The 23,995-nt window shown below is 73.6% G+C and carries 19 protein-coding genes; 5 read left to right on the top strand and 14 right to left on the bottom strand.

The features are described from left to right. Window positions 1–8 precede the first annotated feature (8 nt). The 3 genes from ACVHNB_RS31715 to ACVHNB_RS31705 form a co-directional block, all read right to left on the bottom strand. Entirely contained in the window at window positions 9–1,265 is a 1,257-nt protein-coding gene (locus tag ACVHNB_RS31715; RefSeq protein ID WP_456226417.1) for an MFS transporter, read from the bottom strand. A gap of 1 nt (window position 1,266) precedes the next feature. Beyond that, window positions 1,267–2,157, bottom strand: coding sequence for an alkaline phosphatase family protein (locus ACVHNB_RS31710; RefSeq protein ID WP_456226416.1), 891 nt, complete (start codon window positions 2,155–2,157; stop codon window positions 1,267–1,269). 140 nt (window positions 2,158–2,297) lie between these two features. Next, window positions 2,298–2,729, bottom strand: coding sequence for a VOC family protein (locus ACVHNB_RS31705; RefSeq protein ID WP_428955090.1), 432 nt, complete (start codon window positions 2,727–2,729; stop codon window positions 2,298–2,300). A gap of 151 nt (window positions 2,730–2,880) precedes the next feature. Between ACVHNB_RS31705 and ACVHNB_RS31700 the strand changes: the two genes are divergently transcribed. Next, on the top strand, window positions 2,881–5,883 hold the full coding sequence (locus ACVHNB_RS31700) for a bifunctional [glutamine synthetase] adenylyltransferase/[glutamine synthetase]-adenylyl-L-tyrosine phosphorylase (protein WP_428957685.1): 3,003 nt from the start codon (window positions 2,881–2,883) through the stop codon (window positions 5,881–5,883). 107 nt (window positions 5,884–5,990) lie between these two features. Here the strand turns inward: ACVHNB_RS31700 and ACVHNB_RS31695 are convergent, their stop codons facing one another. After that, window positions 5,991–6,599: a TetR/AcrR family transcriptional regulator C-terminal domain-containing protein gene (locus ACVHNB_RS31695; RefSeq protein WP_428955091.1), complete on the bottom strand. Its 609-nt coding sequence runs from the start codon at window positions 6,597–6,599 to the stop codon at window positions 5,991–5,993. Between the two features lie 158 nt (window positions 6,600–6,757). Between ACVHNB_RS31695 and ACVHNB_RS31690 the strand changes: the two genes are divergently transcribed. Together ACVHNB_RS31690 and ACVHNB_RS31685 are read left to right on the top strand one after the other, a co-directional pair. Next, window positions 6,758–8,197 (top strand): APC family permease, encoded by a 1,440-nt coding sequence (locus ACVHNB_RS31690; protein ID WP_456226415.1) that lies wholly within the window; start codon window positions 6,758–6,760, stop codon window positions 8,195–8,197. A 98-nt stretch (window positions 8,198–8,295) separates the two neighbouring features. Beyond that, the gene (locus ACVHNB_RS31685) at window positions 8,296–9,867 is read left to right on the top strand and encodes an amidohydrolase (protein WP_456226414.1); all 1,572 of its coding nucleotides are present in this window, start codon (window positions 8,296–8,298) and stop codon (window positions 9,865–9,867) included. Window positions 9,868–9,931: 64 nt separating this feature from the next. Here the strand turns inward: ACVHNB_RS31685 and ACVHNB_RS31680 are convergent, their stop codons facing one another. Both ACVHNB_RS31680 and ACVHNB_RS31675 read right to left on the bottom strand, forming a co-directional pair. Continuing rightward, entirely contained in the window at window positions 9,932–10,792 is an 861-nt protein-coding gene (locus ACVHNB_RS31680; protein WP_456226413.1) for a phosphatase PAP2 family protein, read from the bottom strand. A gap of 74 nt (window positions 10,793–10,866) precedes the next feature. Continuing rightward, window positions 10,867–11,901 (bottom strand): LacI family DNA-binding transcriptional regulator, encoded by a 1,035-nt coding sequence (locus ACVHNB_RS31675; RefSeq protein ID WP_428955095.1) that lies wholly within the window; start codon window positions 11,899–11,901, stop codon window positions 10,867–10,869. A 203-nt stretch (window positions 11,902–12,104) separates the two neighbouring features. Between ACVHNB_RS31675 and ACVHNB_RS31670 the strand changes: the two genes are divergently transcribed. Further along, the gene (locus ACVHNB_RS31670) at window positions 12,105–13,742 is read left to right on the top strand and encodes a SpoIIE family protein phosphatase (RefSeq protein ID WP_456226412.1); all 1,638 of its coding nucleotides are present in this window, start codon (window positions 12,105–12,107) and stop codon (window positions 13,740–13,742) included. On the opposite strand, the gene ACVHNB_RS31665 is transcribed toward ACVHNB_RS31670, so the two are convergent. Further along, on the bottom strand, window positions 13,705–14,229 hold the full coding sequence (locus tag ACVHNB_RS31665) for a GNAT family N-acetyltransferase (protein ID WP_456226411.1): 525 nt from the start codon (window positions 14,227–14,229) through the stop codon (window positions 13,705–13,707). The two genes, ACVHNB_RS31670 and ACVHNB_RS31665, sit on opposite strands and share 38 nt — an antisense overlap. A 62-nt stretch (window positions 14,230–14,291) precedes the next feature. Between ACVHNB_RS31665 and ACVHNB_RS31660 the strand changes: the two genes are divergently transcribed. After that, a complete protein-coding gene (locus tag ACVHNB_RS31660) occupies window positions 14,292–14,642 on the top strand; it encodes a 5-carboxymethyl-2-hydroxymuconate Delta-isomerase (RefSeq protein ID WP_428955098.1) in 351 nt (116 codons plus the stop codon). Here the strand turns inward: ACVHNB_RS31660 and ACVHNB_RS31655 are convergent. The 7 genes from ACVHNB_RS31655 to ACVHNB_RS31625 all read right to left on the bottom strand — a co-directional run bounded on the left by ACVHNB_RS31655 (window position 14,639) and on the right by ACVHNB_RS31625 (window position 23,898). After that, complete coding sequence (locus ACVHNB_RS31655; protein ID WP_428955099.1) at window positions 14,639–15,331, bottom strand: TetR/AcrR family transcriptional regulator; 693 nt, start codon at window positions 15,329–15,331, stop codon at window positions 14,639–14,641. The genes ACVHNB_RS31660 and ACVHNB_RS31655 overlap by 4 nt on opposite strands. Window positions 15,332–15,384: 53 nt before the next feature. Continuing rightward, entirely contained in the window at window positions 15,385–16,455 is a 1,071-nt protein-coding gene (locus ACVHNB_RS31650; protein ID WP_428955100.1) for a PDR/VanB family oxidoreductase, read from the bottom strand. Beyond that, entirely contained in the window at window positions 16,452–17,333 is an 882-nt protein-coding gene (locus tag ACVHNB_RS31645; RefSeq protein ID WP_456226410.1) for a metal-dependent hydrolase, read from the bottom strand. The genes ACVHNB_RS31650 and ACVHNB_RS31645 overlap by 4 nt, the downstream gene beginning before the upstream one ends. A 71-nt stretch (window positions 17,334–17,404) precedes the next feature. After that, entirely contained in the window at window positions 17,405–19,339 is a 1,935-nt protein-coding gene (locus ACVHNB_RS31640; protein WP_456226409.1) for a hypothetical protein, read from the bottom strand. Between the two features lie 55 nt (window positions 19,340–19,394). After that, window positions 19,395–19,901, bottom strand: a complete 507-nt coding sequence (locus ACVHNB_RS31635) for a tetratricopeptide repeat protein (protein WP_456226408.1) — start codon at window positions 19,899–19,901, stop codon at window positions 19,395–19,397. A gap of 17 nt (window positions 19,902–19,918) precedes the next feature. Then, window positions 19,919–20,725 (bottom strand): tyrosine-protein phosphatase, encoded by an 807-nt coding sequence (locus tag ACVHNB_RS31630; protein ID WP_428955104.1) that lies wholly within the window; start codon window positions 20,723–20,725, stop codon window positions 19,919–19,921. Window positions 20,726–20,793: 68 nt separating this feature from the next. After that, a complete protein-coding gene (locus ACVHNB_RS31625; RefSeq protein WP_456226407.1) occupies window positions 20,794–23,898 on the bottom strand; it encodes an alpha-N-acetylglucosaminidase in 3,105 nt (1,034 codons plus the stop codon). Window positions 23,899–23,995: the final 97 nt, after the last annotated feature.

The raw sequence follows: 23,995 nt of genomic DNA, 5'->3' as shown, positions 1-23,995 counted from the left end.
GGTCGTCGTCATGCGGTCGCTTTCGTGTGGGGGAGGGGGCGGAGGACGTACGCCACCGCGGCGCAGACGGCGAGCAGGACCGCGGCCCCCGCGAGCGCCGTGCGGTCGCCCCACGCCGTCCACGCCGCGCCGAACCCCAGGGAGCAGCCGAACCGGGCCACGGCCTGCCCTGTCTGCACGACGGCGAGGCCCGAGGAGCGCCGGTCCTCGGGGAGGCCGGCGGAGGCCGCCGCCATCAGGACGCCGTCCGTCGCCGCGTAGAACGTGCCGTGGAGCAGCAGGACGACGCAGGGCAGCGCCGGGCTGTGCGCGTGGGTGAGCAGGAGCGCGTACACCGTGAGCAGGGCGAGGTGCCCGCCGAGGAAGACCGGCCAGGCCCCGACCCGGTCGGAGAGCCGGCCGAGCGGCGCCGCGAGGAGCAGGAAGGCGGCCGCGGTGCCCAGAGGGAGGAGCGCGAACCACCGCTCCGGGACGCCCAGTTGGCGTTGCAGCACGAGATAGACGAAGGCGTCGCTGACGGTGGCGAGGCCGAGGAGCGCGGCACAGATCGTGGGCCGGATCAGCTGAGCCCGCTCAAGCCCCTTCGGAGACCGAGGAGCGGGGTCCGGGGCCGAGCGCCGTGTCCCGGGCACGAACAGCACCAGCACCACGACCCCCAGCACGGCCACGCAGAAACTCACCGTGAACACCGCGTCGTACCCGTCCACCGTCCGGCGCAGGATCACGAACGCCACCAAGGGACCCAGCAGCGCGCCCGCCGTGTCCATCGCCCGGTGCACGCCGAACGCCCGGCCGCGCGCCGCCGGTTCGCTCGACAGGGAGATCAGGGCGTCGCGCGGCGCCGTGCGCAGCCCCTTGCCGGTGCGGTCCGCGGCGAGCACCGCGCCGATGAGGGGCAGCGAACCCGCCACCAGGAGCAGCGGCTTGCACAGTGCCGAGAGGCCGTAGCCGAGCACCGCGACCGTCTTGTGCCGGCCGCCGCCGCTGTCCGCGAAACGCCCGCCCACCAGGCGGACCAGGGCCGAGAACCCGTTGTAGACGCCGTCCAGGAGGCCGAAGCCGAGCGGGCTGAGGCCGAGCCCGGCGACCAGGTAGAGCGGCAGGACCGCCGTGACCATCTCCGAGGACACATCGGTGATCAGGCTGACCGTGCCGAGTGCGAGCACGGTGGAGCCCACGGCGCGCCGCCGCCCGGTGAAGGACCGGGCGGCGGGCTCCGCGGACGTCGGCGCCGAGGGGGTGGCGCGGCTGTCCGCTACGTACATGTCACGAGGTCCAGACGCCGGTGATGTCCTTGGCCGAAGCGGCGTTGCCCGCGTGCGGCAGACCGTGCATGTCCTCGAGGGTGCGCAGCAGGTCGTAGTGGTTGTAGGTGGTCGAGGACGACGAGCCGGGCGTGACCTGCTGGCCGTAGAGGACCGTGGGGATCTTGTTGCCGCTGAGCCGGTTGTCCTCGTCGAAGGTGACGACCAGCAGGCTGTTGTGGGTCTTCGCCCAGGTCGCGTACGCGCCCAGCTTGTTCTTCAGCCAGGTGTCGCCCGTGGACACCGAGCAGTCGTGCATGTCGCTGCACAGGTTCGGGACGACGAAGGAGACCTGCGGCAGCGTCGAGTAGTCCGAGGGGAACTGGGCGAAGGTCTTCGCCGAGGACGTCGGTACGTTGCTGAAGCCGAACCACGGGTTGTGCTTGCGCGCGTAGTCACCGGAGGAGCAGGCCGTCGAACCTTGGCTCGGCAGCGTCTCGTTGTAGCTGCCCCACGTCTTTCCGGCGGCGATCAGCTCCGAGGCGAGATTGGGCGCCGAGGAGAAGCCGGGCGTGTAGCAGCTGTCGTCCGTGACGCCCTGCGTGGAGCCGGAGAACAGCGCGAAGTAGTTGGGCTGGCTGGGGTGCGTCTCGGCGTACGAGGCGCTGAGGTTGGCGCCGCCGGACTTGAGGCTGTTGATGTACGGCGCGCTGGAGGAGCCGATGACCTGGCTGTACGCGTGGTTCTCGAAGACCACGACGATCGTGTGGTCGGGAGTGGGCAGGCCGGCGGCGGCCTGCGCGGGGGAGGTGCCGGTGAGGGCGAGCCAGCTGCCGGTGGCGGCCGCCGCCAGGGCGAGGGCCGAGGCGAGCGCCTTGCCACGGGCGCGCCTGAGGAGTGTTCTGCCGGGCACGTGAGACCTCCGAGGTGGGGGAGGGGAAAGGGGCGTCCTGACGGTGCAGGCAGAGCATGCACACGCCAAGATGCCCCTGTGTCACGCAATCCGACCCCGATGGGTGAACCGTGGGTGAACCCCTGGGGAGCCGCGGCAGGTCAGCGCTCGGACAGCGGTGACGGCGCCTCCTGCACCGTCCACCCGTTGCCGTCCGGGTCCGTGAAGAACATGAACGAGTTCCACTGCTCGCCGGGGCCGTCCGCCCAGCCCTCGGGCCCCGCGTGCCGCACCGGGCTCACGTCCACACCGCGCCCCGCCAGCTCCTCGCGCGCCGCCGCGATGTCCGTGACGCACACCTGCAGACCGGTGAGCGAGCCGGGCCGCATCGGCTGCTGCCCCGGCGCGCCCGGCATGCCCTCGGTCAGCGCGATCGAGCAGCGCGAGCCGGGCGGCGTCAGCTGCACGATGCGGATGCCGGGCGCGACCTGGCTGTCCAGGTCGACCTTGAAACCCACCTTGTCCGCGTAGAAATCCTTGGCGCGGTCCACGTCGGAGACGGGGACGACGACCACCTCGAGCGTCCACTCCATGGCCTGTCCTTCCAGTAGTGCCCGGCAGTACCCGGCGGGCCTTCACAGATCCTCCCGCCGGAGGGAGGACTCCGCACGCGTTCACCACTCATCGGTGCCGCACGGACCGCAGTAGGCTCAGGACCAGCGTGTGATCGAACAGGAGGCCGGGATGTCGGTGCCGCAAGGGCGCAGGAGCAGTACGTTCACGCGGCTGCTGCGGCACGGGTTCACCGATCCGTCCGGCGCCGAACGGCTGCTGGACGTACCCGTGCTGTCCTCGGTGCGCTCCGACCCGCTGCTCCTGGACGCGCTCGGCGCCACCGCCGACCCCGATCTGGCCCTGCTCGGCCTGGTCCGGCTGGTCGAGGCGCAGGAGCGGGCGGCCGGTGACGCGGGCCGCCGCGAACTGCTCGACACGCTCATCACCGCGAAGCCGCTGCGCGACCGCCTCCTCGGCGTCCTCGGCGCCTCCGAGGCCCTCGCCGACCACCTCGCCCGGCACCCCGCCGACTGGCAGGCCCTCGTCACGTACGAGCCGAGCGATCTGCATCCCGGGGTGGAGGAGTTCGAGCGCGGCCTCGCCGACGCCACCGGGGCCGACTCGCTGCGCGTCTCCTACCGGCGCTGCCTGCTGTCCATCGCCGCGCGCGACGTGTGCGGCACCACCGACATCGCGCAGACCGCCGCCGAACTGGCCGACCTGGCGACCGCGACCCTGCGCGCCGCCCTCGCCATCGCGCGCACCGCCGCGCCCGCCGACGCCGCGCAGTGCCGGCTCGCGGTGATCGCGATGGGCAAGTGCGGCGGCCACGAGCTGAACTACGTGTCCGACGTCGACGTCATCTTCGTCGGCGAGGCCGTCGACGGCGCCGACGAGGACAAGGCGGTCCAGGCCGCGACCCGGCTCGCCTCCCACATGATGCGGATCTGCTCCGAGACGACGGTCGAGGGCACGATCTGGCCGGTCGACGCGAACCTGCGCCCGGAGGGGCGCAACGGCCCGCTGGTGCGCACCCTCTCCTCCCATCTCGCGTACTACCAGCGCTGGGCCAAGACCTGGGAGTTCCAGGCGCTGCTCAAGGCCCGCCCCGTCGCGGGCGACCCCGAGCTCGGCGAGGCCTACCTGGAGGCCGTCTCCCCGATGGTGTGGCAGGTCGCCGAGCGCGAGAACTTCGTGCCCGACGTGCAGAAGATGCGCAAGCGCGTCGTCGCCAACATCCCGGCGGGCGAGGTCGAGCGCGAGCTGAAGCTCGGCCCCGGCGGCCTGCGCGACGTCGAATTCGCCGTCCAGCTCCTGCAGTTGGTGCACGGGCGGGCCGACGCCTCGCTGCGCAGCGGTACGACCCTGGACGCCCTGGCCGCCCTCGCCGACGGCGGCTACGTGGGCCGCGTCGACGCCGTGCAGCTCGACGACGCGTACCGCTTCCTGCGCACGATGGAGCACCGCATCCAGCTGTACCGGCTCAGGCGCACGCACCTGGTGCCCGAGGACGACGCCGACCTGCGCCGCATCGGCCGCTCGATGGGCATGCGCACCGAACCGCTCACCGACCTCAACCGCGCCTGGAAGCGGCACACGTCCGTCGTCCGCCGGCTGCACGAGAAGCTCTTCTACCGCCCGCTGCTCGACGCCGTCGCCCAACTCGCCCCCGGCGAGACCCGGTTGAGCACCGAGGCGGCGCGGGAGCGGCTCGTCGCGCTCGGCTACGCGGACCCGAGCGCCGCCCTGCGTCACCTGGAGGCCCTCGCCTCGGGCGTCACCCGCAAGGCGGCCATCCAGCGGACCCTGCTCCCGGTGCTGCTCGGCTGGTTCGCGGACTCCGCGGACCCGGACGCGGGCCTCCTCGGCTTCCGCAAGGTCTCCGACGCGCTGGGGAAGACGCCCTGGTACCTGCGGCTGCTGCGCGACGAGGGCGCCGCCGCGGAGAACCTGGCCCGCGTCCTGTCCGCGGGCCGGCTCGCCCCCGACCTGCTGATGCGCGCGCCCGAAGCGGTCGCGCTGCTCGGCGACCCGCACGGCCTGGACCCGCGCGAGCACGCCCAGCTGGAGCAGGAGGTGCTCGCCGCGGTCGGCCGGGCCGACGACGCCGAACAGGCGGTGGGCGCGGCCCGCGGGGTGCGCCGCCGCGAGCTGTTCCGCACCACGGCGGCCGACATCATCGCCTCGTACGGCACCGAGGACAGCCCCGCGGTCGCCGACCAGGGCGCGCTCGTGGACCGGGTCGGCTCGGCGGTCTCGGACCTGAACGCGGCCACGCTCGCCGGCACGCTCCGGGCGGTCGTGCGGGAGGGCTGGGGCGACACGCTCCCCACCCGGTTCACGGTGATCGCCATGGGACGCTTCGGCGGCCACGAGCTCGGCTACGGATCCGACGCCGACGTGCTGTTCGTGCACGAGCCGCGCGAGGGCGCCGACGACCACGAGGCGGCCCAGGCGGCGAACAAGGTGGTCGCCGAGATGCGCCGCCTGCTCGCGCTGCCGAGCGCCGACCCGCCGCTGCTGATCGACGCGGACCTGCGCCCCGAGGGCAAGTCGGGCCCGCTCGTGCGCACCCTCAAGTCCTACGAGGCGTACTACCGCCGCTGGTCCCTGGTCTGGGAGTCGCAGGCCCTGCTGCGGGCCCAGCCCGTCGCGGGCGACGCCCAGTTGGGCGCGGCCTTCATCGATCTGGTGGACCCGCTGCGCTATCCGGCCGAAGGACTCGGCGACGACGCCGTGCGCGAGATCCGCCGGCTCAAGGCCCGGATGGAGTCGGAGCGGCTGCCGCGCGGCGCCGACCCGACGCTGCACACCAAACTGGGCCGCGGCGGACTCTCCGACGTCGAGTGGACGGTCCAGTTGCTCCAGCTCCGGCACGGCTGGGCGGAACCGGGCCTGCGCACCACCCGCACCCGCGAGGCGCTGGCCGCGGCCAGCGCCGCCGGTCTGCTGCCGACCGAGGACGCGGCGATCCTCGACGAGGCGTGGGTCCTGGCCACCCGGGTGCGCAACGCGGTGATGCTGGTGCGCGGCCGCGCGGGCGACACGTTCCCCTCCGACGGGCGGGAACTCGGGGCCGTGGGGCGGTACTTGGGGTACGACCCCGGGCACGTCGGGGACATGCTGGACGACTACCGGCGGACGACGCGGCGGGCGCGGGCCGTGATGGAGGAGCACTTCTACGGGGCGTAGGCCTCCGGCGGTTCGGCGGTGCGCTCTTTCGTCTGCCTGGTTGATGTCTCATCGGCGGCTGCGCGTTGTTCGTGGCTGGGCGCGCAGTTCCCCGCGCCCCTGCCGGCTCACGCCTCCAGCAGGCGCCGGCAGTGGGTGATGAAGGCGGTCAGGGCCAGGTCGAAGGCCGCGTCGGAGCGGTCGTCCGGGGCTGCCGCCAGGGCCTGCTCCAGGAGGGGGGTCGACGCCTCGTCCGTCAGCTCCCACATGGCCTCCGGGGCCGCCATGTCGAGGGCCGAGCCGAGGACCACGTTCTCCAGCCCGATGATCAGCGGCATCACGTCCGGCAGCGCGAACCCCGCGTCGAGGAGCAGCGCCACCGCCAGTTCGTACTGCTCCAGGACCCGGGGCGCCCGCACCGGGTTCGTGGTCAGCAGCGGGATCGCCCGGGGGTGCGCGCCGAACGCGGCGCGGTAGGAACGGCCCCACGCGGCCATCGCCTCGTCCCACGGCAGCCCCGAACGCAGCGGCTCCGGGTCGATCGCCGCCGCCACCCGCTCGCGCAGCAGCTCCACGATGCCGTCCCGCCCGTCCACGTGGTGGTAGACCGAACCGGTCTGCACGCCGAGCCGCCGGGCGATCCCCGGAACGCTGAACTCGCCTTTCTCGTCGACGAGTTCGAGCGCCGTCGTGGCGATGCGCTCCCGGTCAAGGAGTGGCTTGCTCGGCCGTCCCATCCGCTGTGCTCCCCATCCGATCCGCAAAACAGGTCTTCCCGTATCCCCAACGGGAGGTTACATTGCGGAAACCGAAAGCCTTTAGGTTTACGTCCTCGTTGATGAACGTGTTGATGAACGTGCTGCCCCTGCCTGCCGCCAGAAGGGCCTCTCCCCGCATGTCCGTGACCTCCCCGAAGACGACCACGACGAGCCCGCCACCGGGCCTGCGCACCGGCACCCTCGGCACCGCCGACATCTCCTTCTTCGTCGTCTCCGCCGCCGCCCCGCTCACCGTCATGGCCGGCGTCGCCCCCATCGCCATCGCCCTCGGCGGCATCGGCGCCCCCGCCGGATACCTCCTCGCCGGGCTCACCCTCGCCGTCCTCGCCATCGGCTTCACCGCCATGAGCCGCCATGTGACGGGCGGCGGCGCCTTCTACGCGTACATCACCCAGGGCCTCGGCCGGCCCGCCGGCGTGGGCGCCGCGCTCCTCGCGATGGTCGGCTACAACGGCATGGAGATCGGCGTCTACGGCCTCCTCGGCACCGCCGCCCAGGACACCGTGCACGCCCTGTTCGGCGCCGACATCCCCTGGCTGCCGGTCTCCCTCGCCGGCCTGGCCCTGATCTGGTCCGGCGGCTACCGCTCCATCGACTTCGGCGCCAAGGTCCTCGGCGTGCTGCTCGTCGCCGAGACCGGCATCCTCGTACTCCTGGCCGGCGGAGTCCTGCTCAAGGGCGGCGCCCACGGCCTGTCGGCGGCGTCGTTCGCCCCGGACAACGTGCTCGTCCCCGGCACGGCGGCCGTACTCGCCTTCGCGTTCGCCGCGTTCACCGGCTTCGAGTCGACCGTCATCTACCGCCGCGAGGCCCGCGACCCGGACCGCACGGTGCCGCGCGCCACGTACATCGCCGTCGGTTTCCTCGGCCTCTTCTACGCGTTCACCGTCTGGATCGCGATCCAGTCCTTCGGCGACGCGGCCGTGGTGAAGGCGGCGGGGTCCGACCCGGCCGGCCTCTTCTTCACGGCGATCACCACGTTCGTCGGCGGCTGGGCGGCCGACCTGATGCACATCCTCATCGTCACCAGCGTCCTCGCCTCCCTCCTCGCCTTCCACAACGCCATCAACCGGTACGCGCTCGCGCTCGCCGACGAGGGCGTCCTGCCCCGCGCCCTCGGCCGCATCCACCCCCGGCACCGCTCCCCGTACGTCGCCGGGCTCGCCCAGACCGTGCTCGGCGCCGTCGTCGTCCTCGCGTTCTGGGCGGCGGGCGCCGACCCGTACGGCCAGCTGCTCCTGTGGGTCAACACCCCGGGAATGATCGGCCTGATGGTGCTGCAGCTCCTCGCCGCACTGGCCGTCCCCTTCTTCTTCCGCCGCATCACCCACCAGGAGGGCGTGCTGCGCACGATCGTGGCCCCCGTCGCCGCGACACTCCTGCTGGCGGCGGCGATCGCCCTCGTGATCACCCACGTCGACCTGTTCACGGGCGCGTCCCCCCTGGTGAACACGATCCTGGTGGCGGTGGCCCCCGCGGTCTTCCTCCTCGGCCTGCTCCTGGCCCGCCGCCTGCGCACATCCCACCCGCAGACATACGAGGGGTTCGGCCAATAGGGGGCGCGAGGAACCGCGCCACCCGCCACCGACCACGCGCACCCGCCCACGCCACACGCACCAGGCAGACGAGACAGCGAACCAGGAGCCGCCCGCACATGCCCACCGCCGACCTCCTCCTCACCGGCACCCGCATCCGCACACTGAACCCGCACCAGCCGGAGGCCACCGCCCTGGCCGTGACCGCCGGCCGCATCACCGCGGTCGGCGACACCGACACCCTCGTACGCGACTGGACGGGCCCGCGCACCGAACGGCTCGACCTCGCGGGAGCGACCGTCACGCCCGGTTTCGTCGACTCCCACAGCCACCCCGTGTGGGGCCTGGAGATGGCGGCCGGCGCCGACCTCACCGGCGTGCAGGACCTCGACGCGCTGCGCGCCGCCCTGCGCACGGCCGACCGCATCGACGGCTGGGTCGTCGGCTGGGGACTCGACCACAACGCGTTCGGCGGGCGGCCCGTCCACCGCGACCTCGTCGAGGACGTACTGGACGGCGCCCCCGCCTTCCTGCGCCTGTACGACGGACACTCCGCCCTGGCCAGTGGCGCCGCCCTGGCCAAGGCGAAGGTCACCGGGCCACGGACCTTCGCCCAGCGCTCCGAGATCGTCTGCGACGCCGACGGGCGGCCCACCGGGCACCTGATCGAGCACGCCGCCATGGACGTGGTCGACCAGGTCGTGCCCCGGCTGTCGTCCGCGGCCCGGCGCGCCGGACTCGTCGACCTGCTGTCCGCCATGGCCGCGACCGGCCTCACCGGCGCGCACGTCATGGACGGATCAGGCCTGCAGCTGCTCGCCGACGTCGAGCGGGACACCGACCTGCCGCTGCGGCTGACGGTGTCGCCCTGGTGCATGCCGGGCGTGGACGCGGCCGGGCTCGACGAACTCGTCGCCCTCCAGCGCGAGCACGGACGGAACTGGCGCGTCGGCGGCGTCAAGTTCTTCATGGACGGCACCGTCGAGGGCGGCACCGCCTGGCTGGAGCACGCCGACTGCCACGGACAGGGCACCGACGCGTTCTGGCCGGACCCGGCGGCGTACAGCGCGGCCGTCCGGCACCTGCACGCGGCCGGGGTGCGCACCGCGACGCACGCCATCGGCGACGCGGCCGTCCGGCACGCCCTCGACACCGTCGAGTCGCTCGGCCCGAGCGGGCGCGGGGCCCACCGCATCGAGCACATCGAGACCGTCCCCGACGACACGCTGCCCCGGTTCGCGGCGCTCGGCGTCGCCGCGTCCATGCAGCCCCCGCACACCGCGTACACGAAGGGCGACCACAGCGACGAGTGGTCCCGGCGGCTCGGCGACGAGCGGGCGGCCCGCGCCTGGCGCACCCGGGACCTGCGGGACGCGGGCGCCGTGCTCGCCCTCGGCTCGGACTGGCCCATCGCCCCCTACGACGCCCGGCGCGTCCTCGCCATGGCCCGGGTGCCCGCGGGCGCGGCCGGTCCCGGGCAGGGCCTGACGGGGCTCGAAGCGCTGGAGGGCGTCACCTCGCACGCGGCGCTCGCCGCGGGGCAGTCCGCCGAGGCCGGCCGCATCGCGGTGGGCCTGCGCGCCGACCTCACCGTGCTCGGCCTCGACCCGGTCACGGCGTCGCCGGACGAACTGGCCGAAGCCCCGGTCCGGCTCACGGTGACGGACGGTCGCGTCACACACCGGGGCTGACACGCGGCGGGGGCGGCACCCCACGGTGCCGCCCCCGAAGACACAGGGCCCTTCAGCAGCCCCGTCAGGTCTTAGCCGACAGCATCGGCGGCGGGGCCACGAGCCGCGGCAGCGCGTAGGGCAGCGCCCCGTACCAGAGGCGCGCCACCATGAAGCCGAACGCCAGGCACAGCATGCCGCCCACCGCGTCCAGCCAGAAGTGGTTCGCGGTCGAGACGATGACGACAAGGGTCGCCACCGGGTACAGCAGGCCGAGCACCCGCACCCACGGCACCGACGCCAGCGCGAAGATCGTCAGGCCGCACCACAGCGACCAGCCGATGTGCATCGACGGCATCGCCGCGTACTGGTTCGACATGTTCTTCAGGTTGCCGGAGGCCATCGACCCCCACGTCTGGTGGACGGCGACCGTGTCGACGAAGCCGCCGCCGTTCATCAGACGGGGCGGCGCCAGCGGATAGAAGTAGTAGCCGACCAGCGCCACGGCCGTGGTGGCGAACAGGGCCAGGCGGATCGCCGCGTAACGCCCGGGATGCCGGCGGAACAGCCACACCAGCACACCCAGCGTGACGACGAAGTGCAGTGTCGCGTAGTAGTAGTTCATGCCGACGATCAGCCAAGTCACCGAGTTCACGGCGTGGTTGACGCTCTGCTCGACGGCGATCCCGAGATGCTGCTCGGCGCTCCAGATCCAGTCTGCGTTGCGCAGCGCCTGCGCCTTCTGCTCCGGGACCGCGTTACGGATCAGTGAGTACGTCCAGTAACTCACCGCGATGAGAAGGATCTCGAACCAGAACCTGGGGCGCCGCGGTGTGCGCAAGCGGCGCAGCGGACCGCGCTCGTCCCGCCCGCCGCGGTCCTCCGCGATGGGTGAGGTGGTGGGCCCTTGTCGGCCTTCCAGTGTCGTCACGGTCGTTTCACCCATAGACGAAGAGTCTGCCAGATATCGGCCCTCGTCCGATCATCCCTCGGTCGGGTTCGCGTCGCATCCGCTACGCCTTACGGACGAGGCCGGACCCCAGGGGACGAAGCGGTTGAACCCCGGACCACCAGCTCCGGCATGAACACGAACTCGCTGTGCGGCGCGGGCGTGCCGCCGACCTCCTCCAGCAGCGTGTTGACGGCCGCCTGGCCCATCGCGTGCACGGGCTTGCGGATCGTGGTCAGCGGCGGATCGGTGAAGGCGATGAGCGGTGAATCGTCGAAACCGACCACCGAGACGTCCGCCGGCACGTCCAGGCCCCGCTCCCGCACCGCCCGGACGGCACCCAGTGCCATCATGTCGCTCGCGCAGATCACCGCCGTGCAGCCGCGGTCCAGGAGCGCGGTGGCCGCGGCCTGGCCGCCCTCCAGCGTGTACAGGGAGTGCTGGACGAGGTCGCGCTCCACCTCGTCCGGGGACAGGCCGAGGAGCTCCGCCATCGCGCGGACGAAGCCCTCGATCTTCCGCTGCACGGGCACGAAACGACGGGGCCCCAGCGCCAGGCCGATCCGGGTGTGGCCGAGCGAGACCAGATGCGTCACCGCGAGCCGGGCCGCGGCCCGGTCGTCCGGCGAGATGAAGGGGGCCGCCACCGCCGGCGAGAAACCGTCGACGAGCACGAACGGGACGCCCTGGCCGCGCAGCCGCTCGTAGCGCCGGGTGTCGGCCGTGGTGTCGGCGTGCAGACCGGAGACGTAGATGATGCCGCTGACCCCGCGGTCGACGAGCATCTCGGTGAGCTCGTCCTCGGTGGAGCCGCCGGGCGTCTGGGTGGCCAGGACCGGCGTGTACCCCTGCCGGGTCAGCGCCTGGACGACGACCTGGGCGAGCGCCGGGAAGATCGGGTTCTCCAGCTCGGGGGTGATCAGACCGACCAGACCCGCGCTGTGCCGGCGCAGCCGCACGGGCCGCTCGTACCCGAGCACGTCGAGCGCGGCGAGGACGGACTGACGGGTGGCCGCGGCGACCCCGGGCTTGCCGTTGAGCACGCGGCTGACGGTCGCTTCGCTGACCCCCGCTTGAGCTGCTATGTCGGCTAGACGTGCGGTCACGGGACGGGACCTTACCGGTCACATGCCGTATTGCACACCGAGTGGGACCGGCGCGAGAAGTGCCGTGCGCGCCCGCGGGGTTGGGGCGCGACCGGCCGCGACCGTCAACCTGTGTCCAACGCGCTCCCGGCCGCCCCGCCCGGCGGTAACTTGGAGCGACGGGCCGAGGGGGCCCGTACCGCACCCGCCCCGAGGGGCCGCCCGTGAACGTCACCGCGCAGGAACCCCGGACCGACGAGGCCAGCACGGTCCTGGTGGTCGACGACACCGCCGCCAACCGCTACGCACTGAGCGCCGTCCTGCGCCGGGCCGGACACGTCGTCGTGCCCGTCGCGTCCGCCGGGGAGGCCCTGATCGAACTCGACGTGCGGCTGCGGGCCGGCGCGCTGCCCGACGTGGCGCTCGTCGACGTCGGGCTGCCCGATCTCAACGGGTTCGAACTGTGCCGCCGCGTCAAGGCGCTGCCCCCGCTCGCCGGGATGCCCGTCGTCCACTTCTCCGCCCGGCCGTCCGAACCGGTCGACCGCTGCCGCGCGCTCGACGCGGGCGGCGAGGCGTATCTGACGGTGCCCGCCGAGCCGGAGGAGATCCACGCCGTGGTGCGCGCCGCGCTGCGCGGAGCCCGCGAACTGATCGACGCCCAGGCCCAGTTCGACCGGCTCGCGCTGCTGTCGGAGTCGGTCGTCGAGGTGCAGGGCGCGCGCTGCCTCGGCGAGCTGGCCGCCACCACGGCCGAGGCGACGGCCAGACTCACCGGCCAGAGCGCCGCCGTGTTCGTCCTCGGCGGCGACGGCGACGTGCACACCGGCCTGTCCCGGCGCGAGGCCCACGTGATCGTCCCCGACGCCGACGAACGCGAACGGGCGGCCGCGGTCGTACGGCGCGTCGTGTGCGCCCGCGGCGGAGTGCGCAGCACGGTCGTGCCCGGAGCGCTGTGGCCCGCCGCGTACTTCGGGCCCGGCGGCGCCCGGCTGGTGCTCGCCCGCACCAGCGAAGGCCGCCTCCCGGTCTGCCTGGCCACCCCCGTCGTCCCCGACCCGGGCGGGCGGATCGGCCCGCTCATGGCACAGCTGGCCCGCGCCGCCGCCCTCGCCGCCGAACCCCTCCTCATGTACGAGCGGGAACGCCATGTCGCCCTCACCCTGCAGCGCAGCTTCCTGCCCGCCCAGCTGCCCCGGCTGCCCGGAGTCGACGTCGCCTTCCGCTACGTACCGGCATCCCGGCAGACGGAGATAGGCGGCGACTTCTACGCGGTGCTGCCCACCCCGGCCGGGATCCTCGTCAGCATCGGCGACGTCGTCGGGCACTCGCTCGACGCGGCCACCGTCATGGTGGAGATCCGGCACGCGCTGCGCGCCTACGCCGTCGAGGACGCGCGCCCCGACCGGCTCGTGACCCGGCTCGACCGGATGCTCCAGCACTACCACCCCGAGACCACGGCCACCCTGTGCCTGGCCCTCGTCGACCCGGCGACCGGCCGCACCCGCGTGGCGAACGCGGGTCACATCCCGCCGCTGCGGGTGCCCCGCCGGGGCCCGGCCCGCTACGCCGACGCGGCCGGCCCCCTGCTCGGCCTCGGCCTGCCCCACCCGGCCCCCACCGAGCTGGAAATCGGGCCCGGCGAGCGGCTCCTCATGGTCACCGACGGTCTCATCGAGACCCGCGGCACCGACCTGTCCGACTCGATGGCGCAGCTGGGCGTCGCCGCGACCGCCGCCCCGGCCGCCCCCGACGCGCTCTGCGACACCCTCCTGTCTTGCTTCACCGCCCGCGCCGACGACATCGCCCTGCTGGCCCTGCGGCTCAGCCCCGAGGTGTCCCCACGAGCACCTTCTCCATGAGAGTCACCGCGTAACTGCTGCCGCCCGCACCGGACTTGAACGGCTGCTCGCCCACCACCGTGTAGCCCCGGCCCTCGTAGTAGCCGCGCAGCCGCGCGTTCGTCGACACGCAGTCGAGGCGGCAGAGCGTGCGGCCCGCCGCCGCGATGCGCCGCTCGGCGTGCGCGAGCAGCTCGGCGCCCGTGCCGGCCGGGGCGCCGCGCCGGACCGTCAGGCGGTGCACATAGCCCGCGACGGGCGGCTGCGCGCCCCAGGCCGGCTCGTCCGTCCACCACAGCTCGTACCCGCCCGCGGCCTGCCCGCCGGACTCGGCGAGCCACACCTCGCCCTCCTTCATCCGCAGCCGGAAGTGCTCCTCGTCCTTGTCGCCGGGGCGCCACTGGTCGATGCCCCGGTCCACCATCCAGCGGGCCGCGCCGTCGTAGAGGGCGACAAGTGTGCCGAGGTCGTCGGTGTCCGCTTCGCGGAACGAGAGTTGTGCGGTCATGCCGATCACCGTAAAGGTGATCAGTGACAGCACCCGCAGGACGTCACACTCACGGAGCACCCATGCCTCAGATCACCGTCGACTACTCCGCGGGCCTCGAGGGCCGTCTCGACCGGCCCGGGCTCGCGGGCGCCGTGCACCAGGCCTGCGTCGACACCGTCGCCGCGCGGACCGCGGCCTGCAAGACGCGGTTCCGGCGGGCCGAGGAGACCGTCGTCGGCGACGGAGCCGAGGAGGCGGCCGTGGTGCACGTCGAGATCGCCCTGCTCGCCGGGCGCACCGAGGAGGCCAAGGCCGCCCTCGCCGACTCCGTCCTCGCCCTGCTGCCCGCACACATCAAGGAGGCCGGGGGCGTGCACCTGTCCATGGAGGTGCGGGACCTGGAGACGGCCTACCGCTCGGCGATCGGCTAGCGAGGCGCCAGCGCGACGAGCCGGGTGACGAGGTCCGTGAACGGGCCGTCGGCCGGCTCGTCCGCGAGGATGTGGCGCAGCAGCGCCGCCATCTCCTCGTCGTGGGCGGCACTGACCGCGGCGAGCGCCGCGAAGTCGTGGACCAGCTGGAGCTGGAGCTCCTCGCGCGGGATGCGCCGGCCGTCCAGCCAGATCAGCGCCGTCGACTCGGCCAGCGAGATCCAGGAGCGCACCACCAGCTCCAGGCGCGGGGACGGCGCCACCACCTTCAGGTGCGCGAGGATCTGGACGTACGCGGCCTGCCGGACCGAGTCGATGAGCGCGTTCGTCGCCGAGGAGCCGACCGCCGGGCCGCCGCGCATCAGCGCCGAGAAACCGGGCCCGTGCTCGTCCACGAAGTCGAAGAACCGGCCCATCACCCGCTGCAGCCGCGCCCCGAGCGGCCCGTCCTGCGGCTCCTCGAACCGCTGCGCCAGATCCTCGGCGGCCCGCTTCAACGCGGCCTCGTACAGGCTGAGTTTGCCCGGGAAATAGTGGTAGACCAGCGGTCGCGAAATGCCCGCGGCGGCCGCTATCTCATCGATGGAGACCTCGTCGGGGGAGCGGTGGCTGAACAGTTCGAGGGCGACCCCGATCAGCTGCCGCCGCCGCTCCTCGACTCCCATTCTGCGCCGCACCCCGGTAGTCATACCGAACACTCTACCGAGCGGATCCGGCCCGCCCGAGCGGCCCTCCACGTTCCCTACAGGTCGAGGACCAGGCGCTCGCCGCGCGCCCGCGAGACACAGATCAGCATCGAGTCGTCCCGCTCGGAATCGGTGAGCAGTTCGTCGCGGTGGTCGATCTCCCCCTCCAGGACGCGCTGTTGGCAGGTGCCGCAGAAGCCCTGCTCGCAGGAGTACGACACGTAGGGCAGCTCGGCGCGGACCGCCGCGAGGACCGTGCTGTCGGCCGGCACGTCCACGACCTTGCCGCTGCGCCGCAGCTCCACCTCGAACGGGCCGTTGCCGTCCGCCGAGTTGCGCGGCGCGAACCGCTCCAGGTGCAGGGTGCGCCGCGCGGGCAGCGCCGCCTCCACCGCGGCCATCAGCGCCTCGGGCCCGCAGCAGTACACGGCCGTGTCCGGCGCGGTGGCCGTCAGCGCCGCGGCGAGGTCCGGCCGCCCGTCGGTGTCCTCGGCGACCACGGTCACCCGCTCGGCGCCGAACTTCTCGACTTCCTCCAGGAACGGCATCGAGGCCCGTGTGCGGCCCCCGTAGAGCAGCTTCCAGTCGGCGCCGCGCGCGTCCAGTTCGCGCAGCATCGGCAGGATCGGGGTGATGCCGATGCCGCCCGCGACGAAGAGGTGGGCGGGCGCGTCCGTGGTGAGCGGGAACCGGTTGCGCGGCCCGCGCACCTCCACCTCCGCGCCCTCCTGCAACTGCTCGTGCACCTCGCGCGAACCCCCGCGCCCGCCCTCGCCCGGTGGGATCAGCCGGGTGGCGACGGTGTACGACGACGTGTCCTCCGGATCGCCGCACAGCGAGTACTGCCGTACGAGACCGGAGGGCAGGACGAGATCGAGGTGCGCGCCGGGCTGCCAGGAAGGCAACTGATGCCCCTCCAGGCGGAGTTGGACCACCCCGTCGGCTATCGCCTCGTGCCGGGTGATGAGCAGGCTCAGCGCGCGGGCCCGGGGCCGCCCGGAGACCGGCTCCTCCAGAGCGGGCATCGGCCACAGCGGCGACCGCTTCACGCGGCTGCGCAGCGCGCGGCGCACGACGAGCGCGGCACCGGCGACGAGAGCGGCCCTGCGGAGGGTGCGCGGATTCATCGGGCGGCTCCTGTGCGGGCTTCGGCGGCGGTCGCGGCGGGCGAGGAGGCCAGATAGGCGAGGGCCTGAGCGGTGTCGCCCTCCTGCTCGGGGTGGTAACTCCGGCTCAGATAGCGGGGGATGGACCGCATCATCGCGCCGGTCGACGGCAGCACGCCCTGCTTGCCGCCCCGGTGGAAGTCCTTGAAGCTCGCCTTGCCGTCGAGCAGCGTCGGGTCGTTCTCCATGAAGAAGCGGGAGCCGCGCTGCCACAGGAAGACCAGCGCCGTGAACGCGGTGGCCCAGGTGCGCACCCGCCGCCGGTAGCTGCCGTCGAGGTGCTCGAACAGCTCGAAGGCCACGGACCGGTGCTCGACCTCCTCGGCGCCGTGCCAGCGCAGCAGGTCGAGCATGGTCGGGTCGGCGCCGCGCTTGTCCAGCTCCTCCGCGTTCAGCACCCAGTTGCCCAGGAACGCGGTGTAGTGCTCGATCGCCGCGATCAGCGCGACCCGCTCCATCAGCCACCACCGGCGCGCCCTGCCCGGCGGCAGGGTCCGGTCGCCGAGCAGCTTCTCGAAGAACCAGTCCACCTGGGCCGTGTACGGCGTCGGGTCGAGACCCTGCTCCTTCAGATGGGGCAGCACCTCGTCGTGGGCCTGCGAGTGCATGGCCTCCTGGCCGATGAACCCGATGACGTCCTCGCGCAGCCGGTCGTCCCGTATGTAGGGCAGAACCTGCTTGTAGACGTGCACGAACCACCGCTCGCCCGCGGGCAGGAGCAGGTGCAGCACGTTGATGGTGTGCGTGGTGAAGGGGTCGTCCGGGAGCCAGTGCAACGGGGTCCGGTCCCAGGTGAAGGACACCTGGCGTGCCTTCAGCGGGACGCGCGTATTAGACATGGCGTCAATGTACTGAGCGGTAGCCCGAGGGGTACACCCCTCGGGCCGCACTTTTATGAATCAAGCCCCGCCTACCGCAGGGCCGACACCTCGACCCCGCTGGAGGAGACCCCGGCCAGCGTCACCTTCGCGCCCCGCGCCACCCGCACGGCCAGCAGATTCCCCGGCAGGGTCGACCCCGCCGCCGTAACGGAGTCGACCCCCTTGCTGCCCGCGGCGACCAGATACCAGCTCCCCTCGCGGGACTTCCACCGCACCCCGGCCAGCACCAGCGGATCACGCCCCCCGCACGCGGGCGCCCCCTCCGACTTGGCCGCGACGACCGCCGCCTTCGCACCCGGCGCCCGGAACAGCGCCAGGGTGCGCGGGCCCCCGCCCCGCCAGGTCTCGGCGCGGGTGCACACCCACTCCGCGTCCCCGTTCGCCTCGGGCAGCGCCTGGCGCGCGTACGCCCAGGAGTTGACGGAACGCACCCCGTGCGAGCGGACCGCGCCGAGCGAGCAGGCGGTGGCCGCCCAGTCGGCGGGCTTCGCGTCGCGGGGCGCGTCCGGCCGGCCCGCGGTGAGATGCGCGGGCACGAGTTCACCGAGGTCCGTGGAGTAGCGGGTGCCGCCGGAGTCGGTGAGCGCGAGCGCGTTCCACGACGTGCAGGGCCGGTCGGACGGGGCGAGGGCCGGGCTCGGGAACGGCGACGTGACGCCGTCCTTCGTCCGGGGCAGCCGCTGGGCCGCGCCGGCCGGCTTCAGCAGGTCGCGGACGGCGGCGCCGGTCACCCAGGGCGCCGTCAGATACCGCACGTTGCCGTCCGAGCGGTTGACGACCACGGCGCCCGCCTGCGGTCCCGTCGCCCCGTCGACCCGGGCGAAGTCGAGGGCGGCGCCGCTCGTGCCGTTCCTCGGTTCGGCGTAGCGGACGATGCGCAGGCCGTCGTAGAGCAGCACGATGCGGGCCTGGTCGATCTCGCCCGCGTACAGCAGCTGCGCGGGTCCGGGCGGGGCGCCGGCCGGGGTGCCGGGCGTCGCCGAGACCTGGACGGACTCGCCGGGGCGTGCCCACACGGCGAGCGCGCGGCGCAGCAGGGCCGTGTCACCGGTGAGGGAGCCGCGCGCGGGCCACACGGAGAAGTCGGTGCGGGCCGACGTCTGCCACGCGGCCGGCGCCACCCGCGTCACCTTGGCGGGGTCCAGGGCGGCTTGAGCGGCGGGGTTGAGCGCGTACGGCGGCGCCGCCGCGCCGTCCGGGCTCCAGCCCTCGCCGGGCAGGCCGAGCAGCGCGCCGCACACCAGGAGCGCCGCCAGTGCCGCGACGGCCGCCTTGGCGTGCTGGCGGCGCCGCATCAGGTCGGTCGGACGCGCGTGCAGGGAGCAGGGGTCGAACTCCGGGGACTCAAGGAGCCCGTACAGCGCCTCGGTCCCGTCGGCCTCGGCCAGGGCGGCGGCCGCGTCCTCGGCCGAGCAGCCCGCCGCTGTCAGGACGGTGCGCACGGCGGCGCCGTCGAGGCGCTCCAGGCCGCGCAGCACGTACGCGGCGCGGGCCGGACCGCTGAGTGCGGACAGCCGCTGGTCCAGGGCGAGTTCGTCGGCGCCGCCGGACTTCGGGAACAGCCGCAGGCCCCACACCTGCGGCAGCAGGGGCGGCAGCTGGGCCCGCCGGGGCCACGCCGCGCGGCGCAGCGGGAGCCCCGCTTCGAGGGCGCTGCGCAGCACCCTCAGGCGGACGTAGGCGTAGCCCGGGTCGCCGGCGCGCGGGGCGGCGCCGCGCGGGGCGGGGACCGCCGGGGGCGCTGTGGCCGTGCGGCCGCGGGGGAGCGCGCGCTGGGTCACGGAGTGGGCGGTGAGCACCCGCCGGTTGCGGCCCAGGCCCGGCGGCAGCACCAGGTAGGCGAGGCGGACGAGGCGGGGGTAGTGCTCGACCAGGGCCGCCTCGGCCTGTTCCACGTCGATGACGTCGGCGCCGGCGGTGTCGCCGGGGGACGAGGGCTTGGGTTGCTGCACCTTTGACTGCACGTTCAGCAGAACGAGCGAATCATGGGATGGTCACAGAGATCGCCGGGCGGCACCCTCAGCGCGGCTCGACCAGGGCCTTCGCGTAAGTGGCCATCGACCGTTGGTACCGGGGCAGATGCGGCGCCAGCGCCCCGAGCACCAGCGACAGGCCCTCCCGGTCCCGGCCCAGGGACGACAGGCACAGCGCCAGGCAGGCCCGCACCGCGTCGTCCAACTCGTCGCTCGGAGCCGTCAGTTCGGGCTCCAGCAGGGCCGCGCCCTCTTCCGCGCGCCCCGTGTTCCGCAGCGAGCTGGCCAGCTGGATCTTCGTGCGGCGCCCGCGGTACCCGGTCAGGCCGAGCCGCAGCGCCTCCTGGTACAGCGGGACCGCCAGGTCCGAACGGCCGGTCGAGTCGAAGGCGCAGGCCCGCTCGAAGGGCGCCACGGGGCTGCCCTCGGGCAGCTCGGCCGCCAGCTTGTCGACGAGGGCGCGGAACTCCCCGGCTCTCGCCTCGTCGTACGCGTCGATCGTGGCCCACACGGCAGCGATCCGCTCTTCCCAGTCACTGTTCTCGGTGCTCATCGGGCCACACTCGGAGATCACTCCGCGAACGTCAACCGGTCACGGATCAGCTCCACCGCCTCGTCCGGCACCCCGAGCCCGTCGCGTACGTACGTCCCGACGCTCCCGTACCGGGCCGCCACCTCGTCCTGGGCGGCCCGCAGATAGCCGGGCGTCACGCCGATCACGGAGAGCGCCACCTCCGGGTCGCCGCCCTGCGCCGTGAACCCCTCGACGAGCGGGGCGAACGCCGCGCGCACCGCCGCGTTCACCGACAGGTACTCCGCCTCGATCGTGGCGTCGTCCGCGCCGAGCAGCGCGAGGAGCACGGTCGCGCCCCAGCCCGTCCGGTCCTTGCCCGCGGTGCAGTGGAACAGCAGCGGGCCCGCGTCGGGCGCCGCCAGTTCGAGCAGCAGCGTGCGGTACGCGGCCTGCGCCGACTCCGTCGAGACCAGCGCGCGGTAGGTGTCCGCGAAGAGCGCCTCGGCCCGGCCGCCGCCCAGCTCCCGCTCCGCGCGCACCGGATCGGCCAGGACCTCCTTCAGCTGGGCGGCCGCGGGCGCGACCCCGGCCTGCGCGAGCTTGTCGGCGAGCGCGTCGGCGACCAGCAGCCGCACCCCGTCGGGGGCCCGGTCGGGGTGCGCGGCCCGCTCGGCGTCCGTCCGCAGGTCCAGGATCGTGCGGATGCCGAGCGCCGCGAACGCCGGGTCCGCCGTGGGGTCGAGCCGGTCCAGCTGGCCGGAGCGGAAGACGAGCCCCGGGCGCACCCGGCGCCCGTCGGCCAGCGGGGTGCCGCCCAGGTCGCGCAGGTTGGCGACGGTGGCGGCGGCGATGGGTCGGGCCATGGGCGGGACTCCCGTATTTCCGTTTTCCTGCGGTTCGTCCCGCCCAGTGTCCCCTACGCCGCCTCCGGCTACGTCAGCGCCCACCCGCTGAACTCGACGGTGCCCCGCGTCCCGTTCCCGCCGTTCGTCGCGGTCATGAACAGGCCCACGTCCTGGCTCGCGGCCGCTCCGGGCACCTGCACCGTCGCGACGGTCCGCCAGGTCGTCCCGCCGTCGGTGGAGCACGCGCCGGTGTACGACCCGCCGGACCGGCTCAGCCGCAGCAGCACCGGCGCCTTGATCCCGGTGATCCGCTTGTAGGTGTCCAGCGTGCCGTCACCGTTCGTGTCGTAGGAGAGGACCACCCCGTTCGACGGTGTGACGGACAGGTTCAGGAAGCCCGGCGACCCGGGCGTGCCGAGGGAGTTGCGGACCACGATCCCGGCCCGCGCCCACGCGCCCGTCACCGCCTGAGCGTCCACCCGCAGCACCGCCGACGAGCCGCCCTCGAAGGCGCCCTCGCGGTACGCCGTCCCGAACTCCGTGGTGCCCTTCCACAGGTCCGCGCCGCCGCCGTCGATGGCGAACCGGCCCTCCAGCTGACCGAAGACGGCCGCGTTGTTGCTGTACGTCCGCCAGCCCTCGGCCAGCGGACCCGCCTCGAAGAGCGTGCCCTTGTGCTCGTACGTGACCCGGTCCTCGCCCTGGGGCCCGTACTGGACGTCGATCGTGTACGGCAGCGGGCGCAGCGGCTCGTCGAGCGGGGTGCCCGGCGCGCTCGCCCGCCACGACACGGTGCCCTTGCCGGCCGGGGCCACGCTCGTGAGGTGGCTCGCACCCTCCGGCTCCGCGTCGATGCCCTTCAGCGCGAAGTCGACGCGGCCCGTCGCCCGCAGGCCGTTGACGTTGCGGAAGACGGCCGCCACGCGCGCGTGCCCGCCCGGCGGGAACGCGGGCGGCTCGGCCGTCACCGTCAGCGCGCCCTGGTAGGGGGCCCGCGCGAGCACGTCCCGTACCCGCGCCGCCGTCCGGTACGCGTCGCCGTACGGCCGCAGCGGATAGTCCTTGCGCTCCCGCGTCCACGGCTCCTCGAAGGCGTACCAGTCGACCGCCGCCGGGGCCCGCCCCGCCGCGAGCGCGTCCCCCAGCTCGTCCAGCCACTTCTGCCAGCGCGGCAGGTAGAAGTCGGCCATCAGACCGTGCCATTCACGGTTGCCGTACTCGTGGAGATTGCCCGGGTCGGACGTGGCCCGGTCGCCCCACACCGTGATGAGGACCTTGGCGCAGCGCTCGAACTCGGCGCGCTCCGCGTCGCTCGTGGCCATCGTCCGGGCGTCCTGGATCCACGGGCCGAGCAGGAAGGCCGCGTGCGTGCCCGTCACCTCGTCCGACAGCCGCATCAGCTTCAGCCACAGCGTCGACAGGTCCTTGAAACGGGCCCGGTCCTTGTCGGCGTAGGCGGCCTTGAGCTGGGGCAGGAGCTGGCGGCTGCGGTGCGCCAGGGCCTGCCGGGCCACGTCCACCAGGTCGTACCTGTAGGCCTGGCTGCCCCTCAAGCCCCCTGCCACGCCCAGGAGTCCGGCGAGCGCGGCGTCGAAGCGGCCCGGGTCGTAGGTGAGGGCGCGCGGCGCGTAGTAGGCGGCCCGGTCGGCCGCGAGATCCGGTCGGGCCGCGAACAGCGAGTCGTGCGGGTCGGAGCGCTCGACGGCGGTCTGCTGGTACGCCGTCTCGTACAGGGCCTGCCAGGCGGCACGGGCGCCCTTGTCCCGGCGCCCGTACCGGAAGTCGGCGTACCCGGCGAACCAGGCGGCCCGGTCCACCTTCCGCTCCGTCCAGGCGAGCTCGGACCACAGCTCGAAGGCGGCCGGGTCGCGGTCGGTGCCCTCCGGCATGTACGCGGTGCCCGTGAGCGCGCTGCCCGGCTTGTCGCGCCAGGCGAAGAACTTCTCGTTCCAGATGTGCGCGCGGGCCCCGATGGTCGTCCGCCCGCCGAAGTTGGGGATGGTGCCGAACGCGTAGGGGGTGCCGCCCCAGTCCTTCTCGCGGTCGGTGACGGACGTGAAGCGGTCGGAGACCCCGTCGACGATCAGCATCTTTTTCTTGTCGATGGCGTCGATGAGCGCGGGCAGCGGGTTCGCCTCCCAGCCGAGGATGACCCAGGTCGCCCCCGGCCGGTTCTTCTGCAGCGCCGCCTCCACGCCGCGCGCGGCGTCCGCCACCGGCACGTCACCGGCCGTGCCGCCCTCGTGCAGCAGGTCCATCTTGAAGGCGCCGATCTCGCCGAACAGGTCCCTCTGGTGGCCGTAGAACGACTCGGCGACCTGCGCGAACGACGTCGTGCGCGGGTCGAGCCAGTCGGGCCGGTCGAAGCCGTGCCAGGTGCCCTGCGGCACGACGTGCGCGTCGCCGCCGTTGCGCTCCACGAAGCCCTCGGGCACATGTCCGTAGTAGCCGGGCATGACGGGCCGCATCCCCAGCTCGCGCAGCCGGTCGGTGATCCTCCTGCCCAGCTCGGCCCGCTCGGCGATCAGTTCGGGCGACAGCGGGCCGCCGTACCCGGAGAGGTTCTGCAGCAGCCACCACGGCTGGTGCGAGGGCGCGGGGAGCCAGGCCCGCGACTCCTCGTCGCTGTACCCGAAGTCCTTCAGGACGCGGTGGTACACGGCCTCCATGCCCGCGATGACGAGCACCTCGTTGCAGCCGTGCAGCGCGAGCACGTCGATCATGCGCTCCCAGTACGCCCAGCCGGCGAACGGCGCCGTGTAGCCGTCATTGGTGTCGTTGAGCGCGAACCGGTGGGGGAGCGACGTCGACCGCTCCAGGGGACGGCCGGGCGCGGGCAGGGTGCGCGGCAGGTCCAGCTGGCTGCCGTTCCAGGCGATGTGGGTCCCGCACACGTACTTCAGGTACCAGTGGACCCCGGCGAGCAGTACCGCCGGGGTCGTCCCGTACACCTCGATGCGGCCCCGTGTCCCGGACACCCGGAAACGGTCCGCGCCGCCCTGCGGGGCGACCAGTCTGAGTCTGAACTGGTCCGCGTGATGCGGCAGTTGCCTTTTGAGCGCGGCGAGGGCCGCAGCCGTATCAAGAGCGTGCGGCGCCGCCTGAGCGGCCGGCGCGCCCACCCCCAGGGCCGTGCCGAGCCCGATGGCGCCTGCCGTGCCGAGAACCGTGCGTCGCGTTGGCGCGGACATACGTGTAACCCCCTGCGTCGCGGATGGTGCGCGCGCACGCTATCCGGGGCGCCTGTCCGCTCTCAACGGTGCGCGCGGAGCTGGCGGGAACGTGTCG

The organism is Streptomyces sp. YJ-C3 (assembly GCF_053891275.1).
The sequence above is the reverse complement of the archived record's forward strand: the minus strand, read 5'-3'. Positions and strand labels throughout refer to the sequence as shown.